Genomic DNA, 16,739 nt, shown 5'->3' with positions numbered 1-16,739 from the left:
CTAGCTAGGGGAAATTTTCCCGCTGGCAGCACATAGGGTACGGCAAAGGCTTTTCTGCAGGTTTCACTGTGGCAAAAATAATCGCCCGTCAAAACTATTGCATCCGTATTGGGCATGCTTACAAAGGCAGCTTCCCTTTCATTTTTCTACCATACCTACTTAAGAAGTATGGAATTAATAATTATCACAATCGCAGATAGATGGCTATAGATCCGTTTCATTCACTGTGTAACTCTCAGGGTTCGAATGACTATACCTGCCCAGAGCAGCCTGTCAGATAAGGTTTGGCCCTGTGTCGTAGTTGTGCCAGGTCAAGTCTGAGCTAATACAAGTCAGTATCTTTCTGAAGCGTCTGAAGGCGCTGTTCCAGGCTATCCAGTCTTGCTTCTAGCCCATGACTCTGCTGCTCAATATCTTCCAGTGTTTCTGACAGAACATCACGTAGCAGCACAAAATTTGCGTGCAGGGCATACACAAAATCGTGGCCGCGAACCAGTAATGCTTCGCGCGGTATGTCGTGCAATGCGGAATGCGTCATCCACGTCACCAGCGCTTTTGCGCTCATTTCGATCATTACGTCCACAAGTCGGTCAGTTTCTCTTTTCATTCTGGAGTCCTGTCTGTTCTGATTTGGGTGAGTATTTCGAGGGGTATTATTTCGGTCGTTGCGCTGCTGGTTGGGTGGGGTGGGACTTTAAGTGATACAGAAGAACTATATGCCGTGGTCTAAATCGAGCCGTTGCAACTCGTCGAGCGTATAGATGCGGAAGACATTCCGGTGGCGGGTTTCCAGCGGGATGTGCTGATGGTTAACGATGACGTGCCTGATGCTGTCAAATAGCCGTTCAAGACCGCGCTTTTTCTGCGGGTCCGGCACGATATAAAAAACGTAAATCCAGTTTTTACGGGTCCGGGCCAGCAAATGGCTGGCGATGATCGACTGGTAACGGGCTTTGGTTTTCAGACGGCGCTCGGTCTCAATGGCGATCACGGTGCCGCCGGGGAGGGTGATCAACCCGTCCGGGCGGTGACTGACCTGATAACTGCTGAGGAAGGTTGTGCGATCGCCGTTTATCCATCCGGATGCGCCTTTTTGCTCAAGGATGATCCGTGCTGACTGATTATCAAGGTGATGCTCCAGCGTCCAGCCAGTTATTTTTGACGGCTCAAACCGCGCCGGGAAAAGCGCATCGTCGGGGGTTAACACTACGGCCAGTCCGTCACTGGTAATGCCCCACAATGAAATTTTCATAGTTCGCGATACCAGGACATGCTTTTGTATTAAGCCCATTACCTCGACTTTTGAAAGAAGGGAATACAGCGATTTATGATCCCTGAAGCCGAACAGCAGCATCAGCGTTTTAAAGTCACTGTACGTCTCTTCTTTCAGGAAATTCAGCAGTCGTTGTATTTTTTCGTGGTGTCGCGTCTGGCGTTCGCGGTATGCGGTGATCAGCATCATTCCCCCTTTAAAAATCCAGCAATGACGGGTTTTCCTCTTTATCGGCATTCGGTGTTGTCGTGTCTTTTTCGCCCGACTCATCAAAAAAAAGATCGGGCCGCGTTGTGTTGATATCCGGCGTTGATGCCGGTCCGGGGGAGATTTCCTCCTCGCCAAAATCCAGGGTGATGTTTACCGTTGTGGCGGTGGCGGCAATCGCGGGCGACACGGCACAGATCTCCAGTTCGCGTTTTCTCACCCTAATGGGCGAAATCAAAGAAGCAGAGGGGAGTGTTTTTGTCGTGAAGATGAAGCTGACAAAATCGGGTAAGTTCAGGATCATATTGCTGTCGGTAAAGAAACGCTCTGCTTGCCTGATGGTGCGTTCGTCGTCGATCGTCTCTGTCAGCACGGCGTCGGTTTTTGCTTTGCGGACCTCATCATCGACTAATATGGTGCCTGACATCCTTGCCACCCATTCAGCGGTATCCGGATCCATGACCCGATAAACCAGTTTGAATTTCGCGTTCTCAACGACTGCACCGACAACGGCGTCACCTTTTAAATCTGCCGGACAGTCTTTTAAATCGGCAATCGACTGGTGGTCCATAATAATGTGAACACCTTTATCGCGCGCCGCGCCTAAACCTTCCAGCGCGGGCCTGGATAAATGGTATTTCAGTTCGGAAAGATAAATAGCAATGGGGCGGGGCACGTCTTTCACTCGCTCGCGCCTTTCTGCCAACTGGTACAGGCGAACCAGCAACATGCGTTGAGTGGTAATGATTTTGCTGTTGCGCATTGAGCCAATCACGTAGCAGCAACCGCCTTCCTCAAATATCGTATTAAGCGAAAATCCTCTCGGCGCATTAATGGCATTGAGCAAGGCCAGCTCTTCAATTTTCCCGAAAAAGGCTTTTATCTTATCCGCAATACCCTGAACGTAGTCGCCGTTATAAACATCCCGAATGGTTGCGGTGGTATGTTGATTAACAAACTGTGCTGCTATCCGGGCCGCTTTCCGGTCGTCAATGCGGTAAAAGTCCGACTCCTGACCTTTTTCTGCCAGGCTGAACCCGGCAACAAAAAGCTCTTCCAGTTCATCGGCGGTGATCTCTTCAATCAGGTTTAACTGGTATTGGGGTTTTCGCAGGTCAATTAAGGCAAAGGGCTTCCCGGCATCTTCACAGGCTTTTCGGTAAAGGTGGGGTGCCCATTCATCATCCTTGGGGTCCATAACAAATACGCCTTCACCGGCCAGAATACTTTGATAAAGTAATATCCCGGTGGCAACCCCTTTGCCGGCCCCGGTGGTGCCGATAATATCCGCGTGTTGTTTTTGCCAGTCTTTTAACGGCAGATACATCGGCTGAACATCGCGGTCCATGCCGATAAATAACCCTTTGTTCAGGTCGATATAATCCAACGGGTCATAATGCAGTGTTTCCGGCAGCAGGGATTTCACCGTGCGCACATCGGTGCGTAATTCCCGTTCAAGCGTGGTTTTCCTGACGAGGCGTTTCTTTATTTTGTCTAACTCAGGTGTTAATACCCTACGCAGCAGAATATGCAAAATAAAACCCGTTACGGTAAAGGTAATCAGCACCGGCCATGCCAGAACGGGAATGCTGGCGATAACACGGCCCCGATAAAGCCACTGGAAAATCCAGATAAGTATTGGCCCCATCGAGCCGGAAAGAAAACACACCATGGAAAAAGCGATAATCAGCTTTTGCCACAACGGGGCTTTTTGCCGTTCATCGCTTTTCATCGACGCGAAAAACGGCATCGTCAGCCCCGATAACAGCGCCAGCATCAGCTGATGCTGTTGCATAAAAGCCATGAAGCTCAGCGCGCCATTCACTATCGGTGAGAGTGACATGGCCAGCTTATTCAAAATCACGATGCCTCCTTCGTCAGCAGTTGGCCCCATGACGTCGCCCCATCAATTCGCCCCACGGGGTCGGGCGAAAAGGCGGGGCGAACGTCAGGGGCAAAGAAGGTGACCGCGTTGCGGCCATGTGCAGGGAAGCATGCTTCCGTGCCCGAACGGCGTGCGCCAGTTCATGCGGGCTGGACGCCCTTATGATATGTCGCATGGGGGTAATGTCGCGGCTGGACGCCGTGACATTACCCCCAACGTCAACGGCGGCACACCGTCGCCCGCTACGCGCGACCACCCCCTTTAAGACGGTCGCTTTCGCCTTTTTCTTCCCTTTGCTCGTTCCTCGCAGCGGGAATAAAAGGGAAGCTGACCTTTAAAGAGGGTGGTCGCGCCACGCTACCGGCTTTTGGCCGGAGACTTAGCCGCGACGGTGTGCGGGGCTATGCCCCCCAAATAAACCGCTATCGTGGGCGATAGCTTTTCGCTCGCTGGGGCGGCGAAATTTATTCGGCTCCCCCAGCCAGCTCGGTTCACCTGGGGCTGAACGCTCGCTGGTGGGTTCGGCGTCGCAAATTAGCCATTTCTTCGAAATAGAATTTACTCGCCTCACGCCACTTTCTAATTCCTTCTGAGCACATGAATTAAAAAGCCCAAACCCCGCCACGCCCTTGCGGGGTGGCTTCGCCATCCTTTGCTAAATGCATGTGGGTTTTCGGTCTGTATTTACGGGCAGGGTATTTTGTCGTGGGAGTGATGTTTCTATCTTCAATATTCGCTATAACGAATTTCAGTCAGCGTGTCCTGATAACTCTGGCGATTTTCTTCAATACTGGTTTTATCCAATTTAAATCCGCATCTGTTTGCTTCCTCCGTGAGCGTCAGCCTGTCGGTTATATTAAGAGTGCTCAGCAATGGTAATAACTGACTGATGACGCGATAGTGATAAATCTCGTAATAAAGCCCACATCCGCGCATGGCCTCTTTTTCAATCCGCTGAATAACGCTGGCGGCGCGCAGGGTATCACCTCGCTGATGTGACCAGGGATGTTGAATAAATCCGGGTTTCGTCATGATGATAATCCTCTTTTATCCACCACGGATGCGACCAAATTTACTAATGATTTGGTTGATGATTGCAGGGTTTGCCGACGAGCATTCGAGTAAAAATGATTTTCTTGCGTCAGCGGTATGGTCAGGCAGAAAGCCGTGCCTGTTCTTTTTCACAATATTAAAAAAAGATTGCTCAGCAGAATGGCATTCATCGTTGCCGCTGTTATCCGTTGTTTTACCGTACAGGCATAAAACCACTTCACAAGCATCAGCGGCCCTCACCGGCGATGAAAATATCAGCATGCTGCAAATCATCAATGTCGGCGCTATTACCTTATTCATATCCGTCACCATTATGGATAAATGCGTGGTTGGGATTTTCATGCGTTAATAATTGGGTAAATGCTATTTATCTGTAGGGTGTGCGGAGAGGGTTATTTGAATGCCTCTTTCATCTTATTCAGATGTAGCCGCTTGAAATAAATATCCCCCATCCGGCGAATATCGCCGTCAATATCCACGCTGACGATGATATCTACGCATTTAAGCACTTTGCGTAACAGCACATCGAACGGGATATTTTTGCAGGCCGGATTCTCATAGCAGCGGTCAATAATCCCTTCAATACATTCTTCCGGGCTGCCCGCGTGCATTGATGTGATAAGCCCCTCATGGCCGGAACCGATGATTTTCAGTGCGTCCCATGCCTCCCGTCCGCGAATTTCCGCCAGCAGAATCCGATCCGGATTCATTCGATAATTCGCTCTGATAAGTCTGCTGGGTGTGACAATCGCCTCGTCTCCGGCATCTGCCGGGTAAAACAGATGAACATAATTGGTGTGGCAGTAAAACCGGATTTCAGGATTATCCTCGATAGTGGTCAGTCTGAGATGTGGCGGAATATAATGCAGCAACGTCTTCATATAGGTGGTTTTACCGGAGCCGGTTTCACCAACAATAAAGATCGTTTTACCGTACTCAACGGCCTTTTCGATAAAGTGGGGAATATCACCATTGTTATAGCAGCGGATCAGTTCATCATCTTTGCTTTCGTTTCTCTCCCTACCTGCTATCCGGTTATAAAACCCGGCATCAATCCAGGACTGATGCGTTTTCTGCTCAAATGACGGGTTTCGCAGTGTAATAGATACGGTATTCCGCTCGCAGGCCGGGGGAATAATGATCTGGACACGTTCACCTGATCCTAATGTGGCGGAAAGGATAGGGGAGGTATCATCAATATTGTCCTCATTCCATGATGCCAGCGCTTTAGCAAAGGCATGGCACTGACGCAACGTAACCGGAGAGTCATGTTTCTGCCATCGCCCGTTTAATTTGGTGTGGATCTCTCTAGGCCTGTTGATGGCGATTTCCGTCAAGCCTGCCAGTGGCAGAAAATCACCAAATAACTGATTCTTCATGAACTCAAGAGACAGGTTTTCAGCGTTCATACCACCTCTTTTTCAGACGCAGTTGATAGACAGAAGAGAAATCAATATCTGTACCGGTCATGATGCCGATCACGTCGCCCTGATTCAGGTACATGGTTGGCGGGATATTGATACTGTTTTCCAGTGCAGTTTTCGCCATTTCTGATGCAGCGGCGCGGGTGTTTTCGGTGTAGTCGGTATTGCGGTCTTTCCCCGGTGCGGAATCTGATGCGGCGGCGGCCACGTCCTGCACCATACTCAACATCAACGCATTGCCGAACCGTTCCCAGAAATGGGTATCAATCCAGCCGCTAATACCGGCCTCACCCAGCGGGCCAGTGGCTTCGCTATCAGTCAGTGGGATTTGCAGGCTACCGGGTTCTGGTGTGCGTAACTCCGTCCAGATGACAAACATCCGACCCCGGCCATGTTGCAGCGCCCCTGTATGATAGATACCTCTCGCGACCGTTCCGGCAGGCAGCAACTTCACATAGTTGCTGGCGCTGTAGACATCTTCGCCGATAAGGCAGGAAATGCGACCGCCCACATCAGAAACAAAGCGCCGCATCATTGAGCACGGAATATAGCGATCAACTGGAAGATAGAGATTGGGATCGAGGCCCAGCCGCCTGACACTGGTGAGCTTCGCCACGCCGGGATTGGTTTCTTGAACCTCTGAGTGAGAATCGGTGACGGCTTTTTCCTTGCTCAGATTGCTATCTGTGCCAGAGGATTCGGTTCGGGAAGCCTGTGAGTTACCGCGTTGCGCTGTATCAGAAGTATTGCTTGAACCGTCGGCCATAGCTGCCGCTTTATTTATGGTGGGCGGCTCTGGCGATGGTGGAACTGCCTGTGTCTGATGATTATCACTCTCAGCTTCCTGTTTTCTCTGACCGAACAGGCCGAATGGATTACTGTCCATGCCGAGATTTTTACGCGCATACTGACCCGTGCGGTCTGACGGATGTGTAGTATTTGCCTCTATATCATCGCTTTTCTTTAATGCTACAAGGACGCGATCTCCACCCAATGCCAGCGCAATCAACACGGCCAGGCTCATCAGGCTGACCATCATCGTCCGGCGACTGGAGGCTTTTTTGAAGCGGGTCACTTCGGGTTGGCCGGGTGGTATGTTCAGCTTCGGTGCCTGACTCGCCATCGTTGACCGGGCGCGTTCACGGGCTTCGGTCTCCAGTTCAGCCACGGTTTTTTCTGTTGCTTCTGGGATGGATTTATCATTCATCTGGCCTCCAGCGTGACGGCAGGTGAAACGGTGTCGCCGCTGGTGGCAGCAACGTTGCCGAAAGTCGTATTCTCAATGCCGACCACCGCGCTGCCATAGCGCAACACCAGACGTTGCGACAATACATGCAACACCATCACGGTGTAGTTCCCTTGTTTGGTTATGCGGGGCGTTACGGTTTGTTCCTGACTGTTAACGATCTGGAAGGCGGAGGGGAGGATTTTGATGGGAGAAAAGCCGAGGTAGATGAAGCGCCCATCATCGTAAGTGAAGTCCGGCGCAATGGACGCTGAACCGGCAGCGACCCGTTTGGTATAACGCCAGTTGCGCGGTGTGGTGGCCTGCTCGAATGCTGTCGCTATCTGCTGCTTTTCTTGTGTTTCACGCAGGAGTTTCAGGCGAACTGCGCTGGCTGCCTCTGATTGCCTGCGTTCGTCACCCGGATAGCGAAAACGGATAATAAATGCCTGAGAAGGTGAGTCATTATCCAATACGTTCAGCTCCAGACTGTAATCACGTTTTGATGTCACGACAAAGAGATTGGTTCTCCACTCTTTTGACGTTGGCAGAAACACTTTATTGGTGTTATTGCCGTTGTCATCTGTTACTGGCTGGGTTATGGGGTTTGGACTGACACCCACTCGATTATCACTTTTCGTCACTTTCCAGCCTTTGGGAAAGCCTACCTGCGCGTCGATAACGGTTTCATTATCATCAAACAGCAGTGTGGTGAGGTAACCGGGGCGGGTGTTGACGATGGTAGCATTCTGACTGTGATAGGTGACATGCTGCATGCGAGTGTCATACGTGCTGCTGCGTGGTATCGCCGCCCCCCATGCTGCGGATGACACCAAAAGAAGCCACAAGATCACTGTTTTTTTCAGCATCATTCACTCCTCAGTTCTTTATCGCGCTGGTAACTGGTCACAATGAATCCCAGCGGATTCACTTCTCGCTGGCTGTCTGTCAGTTGTTTGCGGGGGAGGTAGCGATAAGTCAGGCGGATGTTCCAGACATCCGTTTTGACCGAGTTATCGGAAATACGGCGAATAGTGCGTTTTATGCGTAAGGCCGCCAGATGGTCAGGGGCTGTTGCGGTCGAATGAACATTGGAAATAATCTCGATATAGACGACACTTTCCGCTTTATTGAAAATGATATCTGGGGCCTGATTATCGTTAAAACCATCGAGATAATCCTTGTTCACGCTGTCACTATTGAATAACTGCACCTCGTCGTAATCGCGCTGGAGAGAAAAATAGTTATAACCCTCACGAAGCCTGACGTAATGTGCTGATAACGCGTGAGCCAGTGCTTCTTCGGTTGAGATGTCCTTCTCCTTAATTCGAGTCATATATTCGTAGCGTCCGGTTTGTCTATCCACTGACCATAATTCTATTTCGGTGGTTTTCAGCGGCAGCAGGATAATCAGCGCCGTAATTACCATCGCGGCCAGTACAAATCCTGTGGCCGCCATTCGCCATGCCATCTTTTTTTCCCGTACATCTTTTTCCAGCAGGACAGATTCAAAGGTTCGGGATGACGCAATGATGTTTTCTGTTTCAGACATGTGTTGTCAGCTCCTGGATAATGGCGGGGGAATTAACCGGTTGAGGATCGCCAGATACCGGCGAGAGATCGTGCTGATGCTGTGAACAGCCCGTGAGGACGCACAGCATCAGAAAGACGATGCTGGATTTCATATCGATTCCTATGTTTGCCGAATACAGAAATGCCGTACCGGTGGCAGTAGCCACGGTGCGATGTGGGGAGACTGGGTTAGAAGGAGATTAACGGTTACGCTGTTGATTGAAGCGCTTCATGCTCTGAATGGAGGCCGCACGCTTTTGCCATGCAGATATGGCTTTGCTGGTGCCTGCGGCGACGAGTGTACCGGTTGCACTGGCGGCTCTAGTGCTTTCTTTTGCTGCCAGCCTGGCACCCGCCGCACCGGCTTTCATGGCAGGTTTTGCTACGTCAGAAGACTTTTTCGCCAGCCCACGTAGACCGCTCATGGCGGCACCCTGCAATGCGACCTGAACGGCGACACTGCCTAATGCACTGGCGATTTTCGCCGAAAACCAGATAATGACGCCAGAAATAACACCTGCAACGCAGCACTGAACGCCAAGCGTGATGATGTTGGCGCTATCTGCAAAATTTACCGCCTTATCTAACAGGCCATTGAGATAACTAATGACGATCCTGATTGATAAGGCAGAAAACAGAGTCGTCAGGATCACCGTGAAGATGATTTTCAGCCAGTTGTTAAACATCGGGACAAGGAATCCATACAACAAGCAGAAAATAAATAGTGGCGCGGTGGTGGTCATTAATACAATGATAATTCCGGCTAACAGGTTAACCGCAGAACCAAATAGCAGGGTGACGATTGCGCCTCCCCATACCAGAATTTCGGCAATACCCCCATTGAGTTTTACATAGGTGGAATCATCCTGCTGATAAAGTTTTTGCCCTATCGTTTGTGCTTTCACCCAGACGGTATCCAGCAATACCCAGACATTATCATCACCACTGACACCGTCTATTAATCCGTTAATGGCCGAAATAGCTAAATCCAACCAGCCATCGAGATTTAAAACGAATGTCATGATTAATAGCATTCGCCCGACATCCCACATGAGATCTTCTACTGGTGTTTGAAGTTTTCCGGCCAGGGTTTGATAACCCCGATAAGTGACAAATAACGTGAAGGAACTAACGGCTATTACGCTTACCATATCGCCGTACACGGAAGTTTGTCCCCGTAGTACGGCATGTAAACCGTCAGTGATCGTGTTGTTCATTCCAACAAACATACCACCTGACATAGATTGCCCCTTTAATTCAAATCGGGAACCTGTGTATTTTCCTGGCGGAGTTCAAATCGCGCTTCTCGTGCATTTTTACAATCTTGGGAGTCTTCCCTGGTTGATTCCCACGCTTTATATCGCTGGTTCATTTCATCAGGATGTTCTTTGTACCATTGGGTTGATTTTGGGTTATCACATCCCGTCAGAAATAATGAGCCTAAAATTACCGGAACAATGCAAAGTGATATTTTCATTCTTAGCCTCTTAATGATTAAGGTCAGGAATAGGTGCGGTGAGTTGTTGTTCATTGAATGCTTTTTGCCGCTGTTGAGTCAACATCGTGGCGCGCTGCTCAGCCTGCTTGACTGACATTTCCCACTGGCTGCTCAGCGCATTCAGTTGTATGCTTTTGGCTGCTACGGCGTTAGCCAGATCCTGTGACTCTTTCGAGTCTTTGGCATTGGCTATGCGGTCGGATAAGTCTGATATGTCGTTGAATATGCTGGTGACCCTGTTCTGGATATCACGGGTATTCTCAATCGATATGGCCTGATTAAGTATGAGCTGTTTACAACTTTCCAGATAACGTTGTGATGAACCGGACTGATTACAGACATCAAACGATTGGTATTTGTTATATAAGCGTTGAAGATCCGAAGAATAATGACCGCTTTGGTTGGTCAGCAGGTCATCCAGTGAAATACCATCTTTACGGAGATTATCGATATCGTTTTTTAGATTTTTCGCCTCGCGGAGAAATCCCTGAATATCCCGTATACCTGTTGCGGTTGCTAATTGCTGCTTATAGGCATCAAGTTCGCTTTTATAATGGGTGACCGTTTCCTGCCATTGTTGGAGTTTCTGAATCCATTGGTTAATCGACTCGGTGTTGCTGGCGGCATCAAACACCGGGATCCCGGCGCTGAGTGCTGGTGTGGAAACCCATAGCGATAGCGCCAGGAACATCTTTCTGGTTTGCATGGTGATTACCTCCGAGGTGAATATCAGATTGCTTGTTTAAGGAACGTTTCCTTCCAGTCGTGGGGTGACATGCCTTCCTGATAAATGGCATCAAATATTTTCAGGTTGTCTTCACTGCCGCTCAGGATTTTGGTGATGTTTCCGAGGCCCGATAAATCCATTCTTGCCATGGCGACAAACGGGCGGGTTTCACCGGCACGCAGTGGTGTTTTAAGGATAACCATGTAATGCTCGCTCGGATCCAGGTTCCGGATGATGTCATAAACGCTTTCCGGTACTTTCATTTTCTCAACGTAATCGGCGTGGCTGGCTTTCGGGTTGGCGAGAAAAATTTGCGTGCTGCACTGCTCAATAATCGCCGGAGCGATGGGATGTCTGACGATCTCATCGGGTGACTGGGTGGCGGGGATAAAAATACCGTTCAGTTTACGAATAACTTTCAGCATATTGAGAGAGAATTTAGAAAACTCGACGTCAGCCAGCCATTTCCAGAATTCATCCATGAACAGCACCAACCGGCGACCATCCAGCAGGTTGGTAACACGGTACAGCAGATAAAAGGTGATCGGACCGCGGATGTCGTCGTCATCCAGGAATTCCGTGCCGTCGATACCAAAGTTATCAATATTGCTGATGTTGAATGTATCTTCCTCGTTATCGAATACCCAGCCAAATTCACCACCCTGCGCCCACTGTTTTAAACGAATGCGCAGTCCGTTTGTCCGAGCCTCTTTAGTCGGTGGTTCTGGCAATACTTCCAGTAGCCGGGTAATACCATAACGGCGGTATTCTGGCGGGTAGTCCAGCATGATGGTATCCACGGCGGTGCTGATACGCTCTTCATCACGTGGGTCAAGCGGCTTACCGTTGCGGCGGCACAACATCCTAGTCAATCGCTTGATAAAACTGATGTTTCGCCGGGTCGGCGGAAGTGAAAATGGGTTGAATCCGGTAGGAATGCCCGTTCTGATGCGGAAATAACGACCGCCCATCTGCCGGATTGCCATCTCCGCCGCCCGGTCTTTATCAAAATAAACGGTGGTCAGCCGTTTGATGGGGGCAGAGGCTGAAAATGTCGCCGGATTGCGGTACTTCTGCATCAGTTGTTTCATCATTGTCATCAGCAGGGTTTTCCCTGAACCTGTTTTGCCGATGATCGCTGTATTTCCCGGCATTTTTTCGTTGAAGTCATTCCGCCCAGACTGGCTGTCGTGCAGGTTCAGATAGTAACCGCCGCCTCCGGGGGATTTCAGGATGGCGATGGCTTCGCCCCAGGGATTGCGGTTGCGCTTGTGGGGATGGAAATTATGTAGGCTACCCATATCCGCGTAGTTCTGGCTGCTGATCACAACCAGTCGAGGGCGCAACGTATACACACCTGGGAGTTGCGCCAGATAGGCGGCAGGTAAAGACAGGGTGGACAGGGATGTCATGATGCCGAGATCGTTAAAAGGCTGAGCCAGCGTATTGGTCTCTTTCACCACCTGAGCGGCACTGGCCGACGACACCAACAGGGAAAAATGATATTTGCCGCAGGAGACATGGCCGGACTGGAGCAGATCGCGCAATACAATCAGTTCTTCACGCTGTGAAATAGCGTCATCGTCGGTTGAGTCCAGCCGTTTTTCTGCCCGTCGGATATGATTTTGTGCTTCATCCCGCGCCATACAGGTGAAGGACTGCGTCAACACATACTCGCTTTCGGCATACAACAGTGCATCCAGCAGGCCGGTATAGGTCTCTGGCGAATAGTCTTTAATTTCCAGACTGCGGAAGAAACGGGAGCCGCCAACCGTCTGACATTCGGCGGTATCGGTAGTGAAGAACACATCCGGCGTACTGAGTGCGTCATAAAACGGTGTGCGTGTCACCGCCACGTTCTGCCATTTGCCGGTAATCAGCCGATGGTAGAACGCCAGTTGTGAGGAGTAAACTCGGCTTTTTTTCTCATAAATCCCCAGAGGTGTAGCCATATAGCGTGACAAGGCGGCGTTGATCGCTTCATGGTGTTCGAGTATCACCTTCAGGGCATCATCCAGTACTGCTTTCCTTTTCCCGATAGGCAGCCTCTTCCTTACTTTTTTCTCCAGTGTAGAGAAGGGCGCATAACAGACGGTGAAAAACAGCCGGTGCCGCCAGAGCGGTTTATCCCTTATTGTTTGGTAATAGCGTTTAGCGACGTCATCCGAGAAGGAAATACCCGAGTTTGCGCCAAACTCATCCTGATATTTCTCCCGTATTCGGTGAATATAGAAGGTAAGTGGTAGCCCTTCATATGCGCGGATCATGTTGTTGAGGTGGGTTGCCATCAGAGTCAGGTGATGTTCGTCCTCACATTCAAAAACGGTACCACCCAGCTCCCAGGTAGCGACTAAATCACTAGAGCGATTTCTTATTACGTGCGGGTGAATGTGGGAGGAATAAGGAATATGGTTATCCAGCGTGCTGCGCTCGTTTAATTTCATCTTGCTGGTAAACTCCGAAATATCGACGGCGTCGTAGTGGCTTGCCAGCATGGCATTGGCACCGAAATGACGATTTGTGGCAAACCGCCCACGGGTTTTAAAGGCCAGCCACAGCAGCCCGAAATAATGAATATCCGTTCGCGCCTTTGCTTTCATTTCCAGCCAGGCCGGGATCAGCAATAGAGCCAGGTAATAACTGATATAGACCGATAGCAGGACGATAGTCCCGCTAACGATTACGAACGGCACGAGAGGGATCCCCATAATGGCGGCAGGTCGGGTCAGCGCTTTATTCAGGGTGGTCATTGATTCCCCCTATGCGGCCCAATAGGCACCAAAGCCCGATGCGCCGACAATCAGGATGGCACCGATAATGACGTTGCGCATATCATGCAGGCTCTTACCATCAAACAGTACCTTGTAACCCACCCACATGGTCGCCAGCGTGATAGTGGCGGCGCCCAGCCCAAGCAGGCCGGTGGAGGTATTGCTCAGTGTATCTTTAGCTTTATTAAATCCGCTCTCTGCCGCCAATATCTGGGTTGAAATCAATACGGAAAAAACCGCAGACCAGCGTTTACATTTGCGCATCGTCATTTCTCCTCATTAATCACAGGGATGGATAAATCGCCGCGAATGGTGGCGTTGGGATAGTGCAGTGAGGTTAAAACAGGTGTGGCTTTATCGGTAAGTTCACCGCGCAGGACGGTGGCCGGGTAATGAATATCTGAAGTGGATCGGCTGGTGGTACTACGTTTGAGATCTTGCCGCGTTGCGGTTTGGCGTTAATTGCGCGGGGTTTCTTGCGTGACAAGTACATGATAAATCGGTCTTCGCATGATATTTCCTTTAAGGAATAATAACGATGGGGTAAATACGTAGATCACATCCCAATTCTGCATTCCGGTTTTAACGGGTCAGCGAGAATATTCAGCGGCACCCTGAATTGCGGTTACGTGACAGCCCGACTCACATTGTTAAAGAGCAATACTTACCCCGGACGAATAAATGTCTATAAAGCTCGCCAGTAAAAAGTGGCACGGTCAGAGTGTGATATCTGAGCCAGGATGAAAATGATAAAATCAAACAGGAAATAAAAGAGAAAATTTAGATTAGGATATTCTATTGAACGGAGGTGAATAATATTAAGGCGAGTTTTCGTTTTGTATCTCACCGGTTAAAATACACATAGTGACTTATTCAGATAATAAAAAACGCGCAGAGAAGATAACCTCTCTACGCGTATACCTTCATATTATCAGCGTTGACGGCGTTCAATAATGGTTTGGCATTCTGTGCAGGTTGTCACACCTTGCAGGGTTTGCCGTCGCTTTTCGGGAATGGGTTCACCACATAGGCGGCAGTAATATAATGAGGGCGTGGTTGCTGGTTTAAAACGGTTTTGTTCAATCATCTCTTCCAGACGTTGCTCATTAAATTCCTGATCGCGGTCGATCTCATCTGGCATGCGATGTCCTCCTGTTTGGTGCTTCTTTTTCGCAAAGGGTGATACGGTTCCAGACTGCGGTAAGGGAAGGCCCTTTCTCCCGAGAAGACAACGCTTCAGTAACCTGCATCATTGCTTCCAGAGCGTTAAGGGTTTCAATGTTTTCAGGGCGATTTTTTTGCCATAACTGCCAGATTTCGGCATCGACAACTTCATCTGGGATGGGGGTTCGGCCATAAGGAATCGTCACTCCCAGTAGCCTGCGGCGGGTACAGACGTCATTCGAGGTGAGGCCGAAAAAGTGATTCAGGAGTGCAATGGATCCGCCCAACCTGATGGCCCGGTTAATCTGTTGCTGGTATTTCGCCTCCTGACGGGACAACATCAGGAGCTGTTGTAGAGCGTCGTGACGGACAGTGATCGCCATAAATTGTGTTGATGCTTGGCTGACGATAAACAACTCGTCAAGGGATAGCTGATTGAGGGCATTCAATTCGTTAAATGTGAACCCTAATTTTTCGCAATAACGGAAATTACCTTCCTTTAGCGCATGCAGGATGTTTGTTAATACAGCGTAATTCAGTGAGGGGATCATAATTTTGTATCTCCCTTCAACGTGTTAAGCGGTTAGCTAATTTGAGGTTAATCCATTCGTCAATTTCAGACTCAAGCCAGGCCACACTGGCTGGACCAATTTTTATTGAAGAGGGAAAGGTGCCGTCCTTCATATACAGATAGATTTGCGAGCGTTTCAGACCGGTTTTTTCTTCAACTTTTTTCAGACGTAATAACTGATGAGATGTCATAGGTGCTCCAGTGCAGAAATGAGATATGCCCGGAGATGACAAAAAAACACAGAGAGGGTAAGAGTGAAAGTTGATGACCCCGTATTACGGATACTACAATCCTTAATACGGGTTTTCAGATTGAAGAGCGTAATGACATTAATTTGGTGCCTAAATGGACGTAGGTGAGCCGCGTTCAAGTGCAGTTTTCAAGGTGTCACCGCTGAGTCGATCGGTAATGCCTTCGGCTGATGCCCATTGCTCAAAGATGGATAGAAGTTTATAAGGTTGTCTGATTAATGGACTGATAGTCTCATTATTTTTACACGCTAGCCAAAATAGACGGGACAATGGTGTGGATATGCGTGTTGGAGATATTGGAGAAGTATCATTCTTAACGGGCATGCTAATTAATTTTTCAAGTTCTGTATGTCTGATGACAAAACACGCGTCCTTTGGTAAATCGTGAATTGGGAAATATCCCCTGTGGCTGTATTTATTTTCTCTCTGGTATGGGACTTGCGCAGTAATATATGATGCAATATTCTTAGGAAGCCGAATGAGTTGCTGTCTTATTCTTTCCTGGTATCTGACCTTGGTGAATAGTTGGAAAACATCCTCGTCAACATTGACAGTAAGTCCATGATTAATATAATCCTCCCCGATCACAGGCAATGGAATACCCAGCGTTCTAGCCAATAAACGTTGAGCCAGGACGTATTCATATCCGATAAGCGCTGTATCAATAACTCGTTGAGTCGGATATATATATTCTCCCTCAGTACTTACGATTAAATTTCTTTTATTAAGGAAGCAATTTCTTTCGAGAACGCATAGCTGGTTTATTATATGGCATCCTATAGGTCTAAGTTTCACTTTAGCGTTTGATATTTGGATTCTTCGTAAGATTACTGGAGATTGGAAATAGATGGAAAGGTTGATGTTTCCATATAAGGCATGGCGGTAAATATCAGCTTCCGTTAACTGCGTTTTTTTTAACTGAGCCGCTATATCTATTGCCTCTTGTATCGTAATCCAGTTAAATTTATCATTCGTTGTATTGAGAATCCTATTTATTATTATCATGATTCATCTCCTTTATATGAAAAAGATATATTGAATGGAGTGGTTAATGTTTCCTTATGCAACCATGACGTATAGATAAGATTCTAAAAATGAGGAATAGAATTAGTGAAGGT

The 16,739-nt window shown here is 48.8% G+C and carries 18 protein-coding genes; all 18 read right to left on the bottom strand.

All coding sequences use genetic code 11. The features are described from left to right. Positions 1–322: 322 nt before the first annotated feature. Positions 323–607: a hypothetical protein gene (locus V2A84_RS10355; protein ID WP_442848795.1), complete on the bottom strand. Its 285-nt coding sequence runs from the start codon at positions 605–607 to the stop codon at positions 323–325. 105 nt (positions 608–712) lie between these two features. Further along, positions 713–1,459, bottom strand: coding sequence for a MobC family replication-relaxation protein (gene mobC, locus V2A84_RS10350; protein ID WP_442849125.1), 747 nt, complete (start codon positions 1,457–1,459; stop codon positions 713–715). Positions 1,460–1,469: 10 nt separating this feature from the next. Then, a complete protein-coding gene (locus V2A84_RS10345) occupies positions 1,470–3,344 on the bottom strand; it encodes a type IV secretory system conjugative DNA transfer family protein (protein WP_442848794.1) in 1,875 nt (624 codons plus the stop codon). A gap of 747 nt (positions 3,345–4,091) precedes the next feature. Next, positions 4,092–4,397, bottom strand: coding sequence for a hypothetical protein (locus tag V2A84_RS10340; protein WP_050084413.1), 306 nt, complete (start codon positions 4,395–4,397; stop codon positions 4,092–4,094). A gap of 15 nt (positions 4,398–4,412) precedes the next feature. Further along, positions 4,413–4,718 (bottom strand): TrbM/KikA/MpfK family conjugal transfer protein, encoded by a 306-nt coding sequence (locus V2A84_RS10335; RefSeq protein WP_226716170.1) that lies wholly within the window; start codon positions 4,716–4,718, stop codon positions 4,413–4,415. 92 nt (positions 4,719–4,810) lie between these two features. Beyond that, positions 4,811–5,827 (bottom strand): P-type DNA transfer ATPase VirB11, encoded by a 1,017-nt coding sequence (virB11, locus tag V2A84_RS10330; RefSeq protein WP_442848793.1) that lies wholly within the window; start codon positions 5,825–5,827, stop codon positions 4,811–4,813. Next, entirely contained in the window at positions 5,817–7,049 is a 1,233-nt protein-coding gene (virB10, locus tag V2A84_RS10325) for a VirB10/TraB/TrbI family type IV secretion system protein (protein ID WP_442848792.1), read from the bottom strand. The genes virB11 and virB10 overlap by 11 nt, the downstream gene beginning before the upstream one ends. After that, positions 7,046–7,939 (bottom strand): P-type conjugative transfer protein VirB9, encoded by an 894-nt coding sequence (gene virB9 / locus V2A84_RS10320; RefSeq protein ID WP_338659133.1) that lies wholly within the window; start codon positions 7,937–7,939, stop codon positions 7,046–7,048. Before virB9 ends, virB10 begins: the two co-directional genes overlap by 4 nt. Then, positions 7,936–8,619 carry a virB8 family protein gene (locus V2A84_RS10315; protein ID WP_050084408.1) on the bottom strand — a complete coding sequence of 228 codons (684 nt, stop codon included), beginning with the start codon at positions 8,617–8,619 and terminating at the stop codon, positions 7,936–7,938. The genes virB9 and V2A84_RS10315 overlap by 4 nt, the downstream gene beginning before the upstream one ends. 220 nt (positions 8,620–8,839) lie before the next feature. Then, positions 8,840–9,880 (bottom strand): type IV secretion system protein, encoded by a 1,041-nt coding sequence (locus tag V2A84_RS10310; protein WP_145547491.1) that lies wholly within the window; start codon positions 9,878–9,880, stop codon positions 8,840–8,842. An 11-nt stretch (positions 9,881–9,891) separates the two neighbouring features. Further along, positions 9,892–10,116, bottom strand: coding sequence for an EexN family lipoprotein (locus V2A84_RS10305; protein ID WP_442848791.1), 225 nt, complete (start codon positions 10,114–10,116; stop codon positions 9,892–9,894). A 10-nt stretch (positions 10,117–10,126) separates the two neighbouring features. Continuing rightward, positions 10,127–10,843: a type IV secretion system protein gene (locus tag V2A84_RS10300; protein WP_442848790.1), complete on the bottom strand. Its 717-nt coding sequence runs from the start codon at positions 10,841–10,843 to the stop codon at positions 10,127–10,129. A 23-nt stretch (positions 10,844–10,866) separates the two neighbouring features. Further along, positions 10,867–13,614, bottom strand: a complete 2,748-nt coding sequence (locus V2A84_RS10295) for a VirB3 family type IV secretion system protein (RefSeq protein WP_442848789.1) — start codon at positions 13,612–13,614, stop codon at positions 10,867–10,869. 9 nt (positions 13,615–13,623) lie between these two features. After that, a complete protein-coding gene (locus tag V2A84_RS10290) occupies positions 13,624–13,905 on the bottom strand; it encodes a TrbC/VirB2 family protein (RefSeq protein ID WP_145547495.1) in 282 nt (93 codons plus the stop codon). A gap of 661 nt (positions 13,906–14,566) precedes the next feature. After that, positions 14,567–14,776, bottom strand: coding sequence for a TraR/DksA family transcriptional regulator (locus V2A84_RS10285; RefSeq protein ID WP_050084402.1), 210 nt, complete (start codon positions 14,774–14,776; stop codon positions 14,567–14,569). Continuing rightward, entirely contained in the window at positions 14,766–15,350 is a 585-nt protein-coding gene (locus V2A84_RS10280) for a DUF2857 domain-containing protein (RefSeq protein WP_442848788.1), read from the bottom strand. The genes V2A84_RS10285 and V2A84_RS10280 overlap by 11 nt, the downstream gene beginning before the upstream one ends. 16 nt (positions 15,351–15,366) lie before the next feature. Next, entirely contained in the window at positions 15,367–15,561 is a 195-nt protein-coding gene (locus V2A84_RS10275) for an AlpA family transcriptional regulator (protein ID WP_050084400.1), read from the bottom strand. A 150-nt stretch (positions 15,562–15,711) separates the two neighbouring features. After that, positions 15,712–16,626: a hypothetical protein gene (locus V2A84_RS10270; protein WP_442848787.1), complete on the bottom strand. Its 915-nt coding sequence runs from the start codon at positions 16,624–16,626 to the stop codon at positions 15,712–15,714. Positions 16,627–16,739 lie beyond the last annotated feature (113 nt).

It is taken from the genome of Yersinia sp. 2553 StPb PI, assembly GCF_052217105.1.
Taxonomy (GTDB): domain Bacteria; phylum Pseudomonadota; class Gammaproteobacteria; order Enterobacterales; family Enterobacteriaceae; genus Yersinia; species Yersinia enterocolitica_E.
Note: the sequence above shows the minus strand (reverse complement) of the source record. Positions and strands in the feature narration are given on the sequence as shown.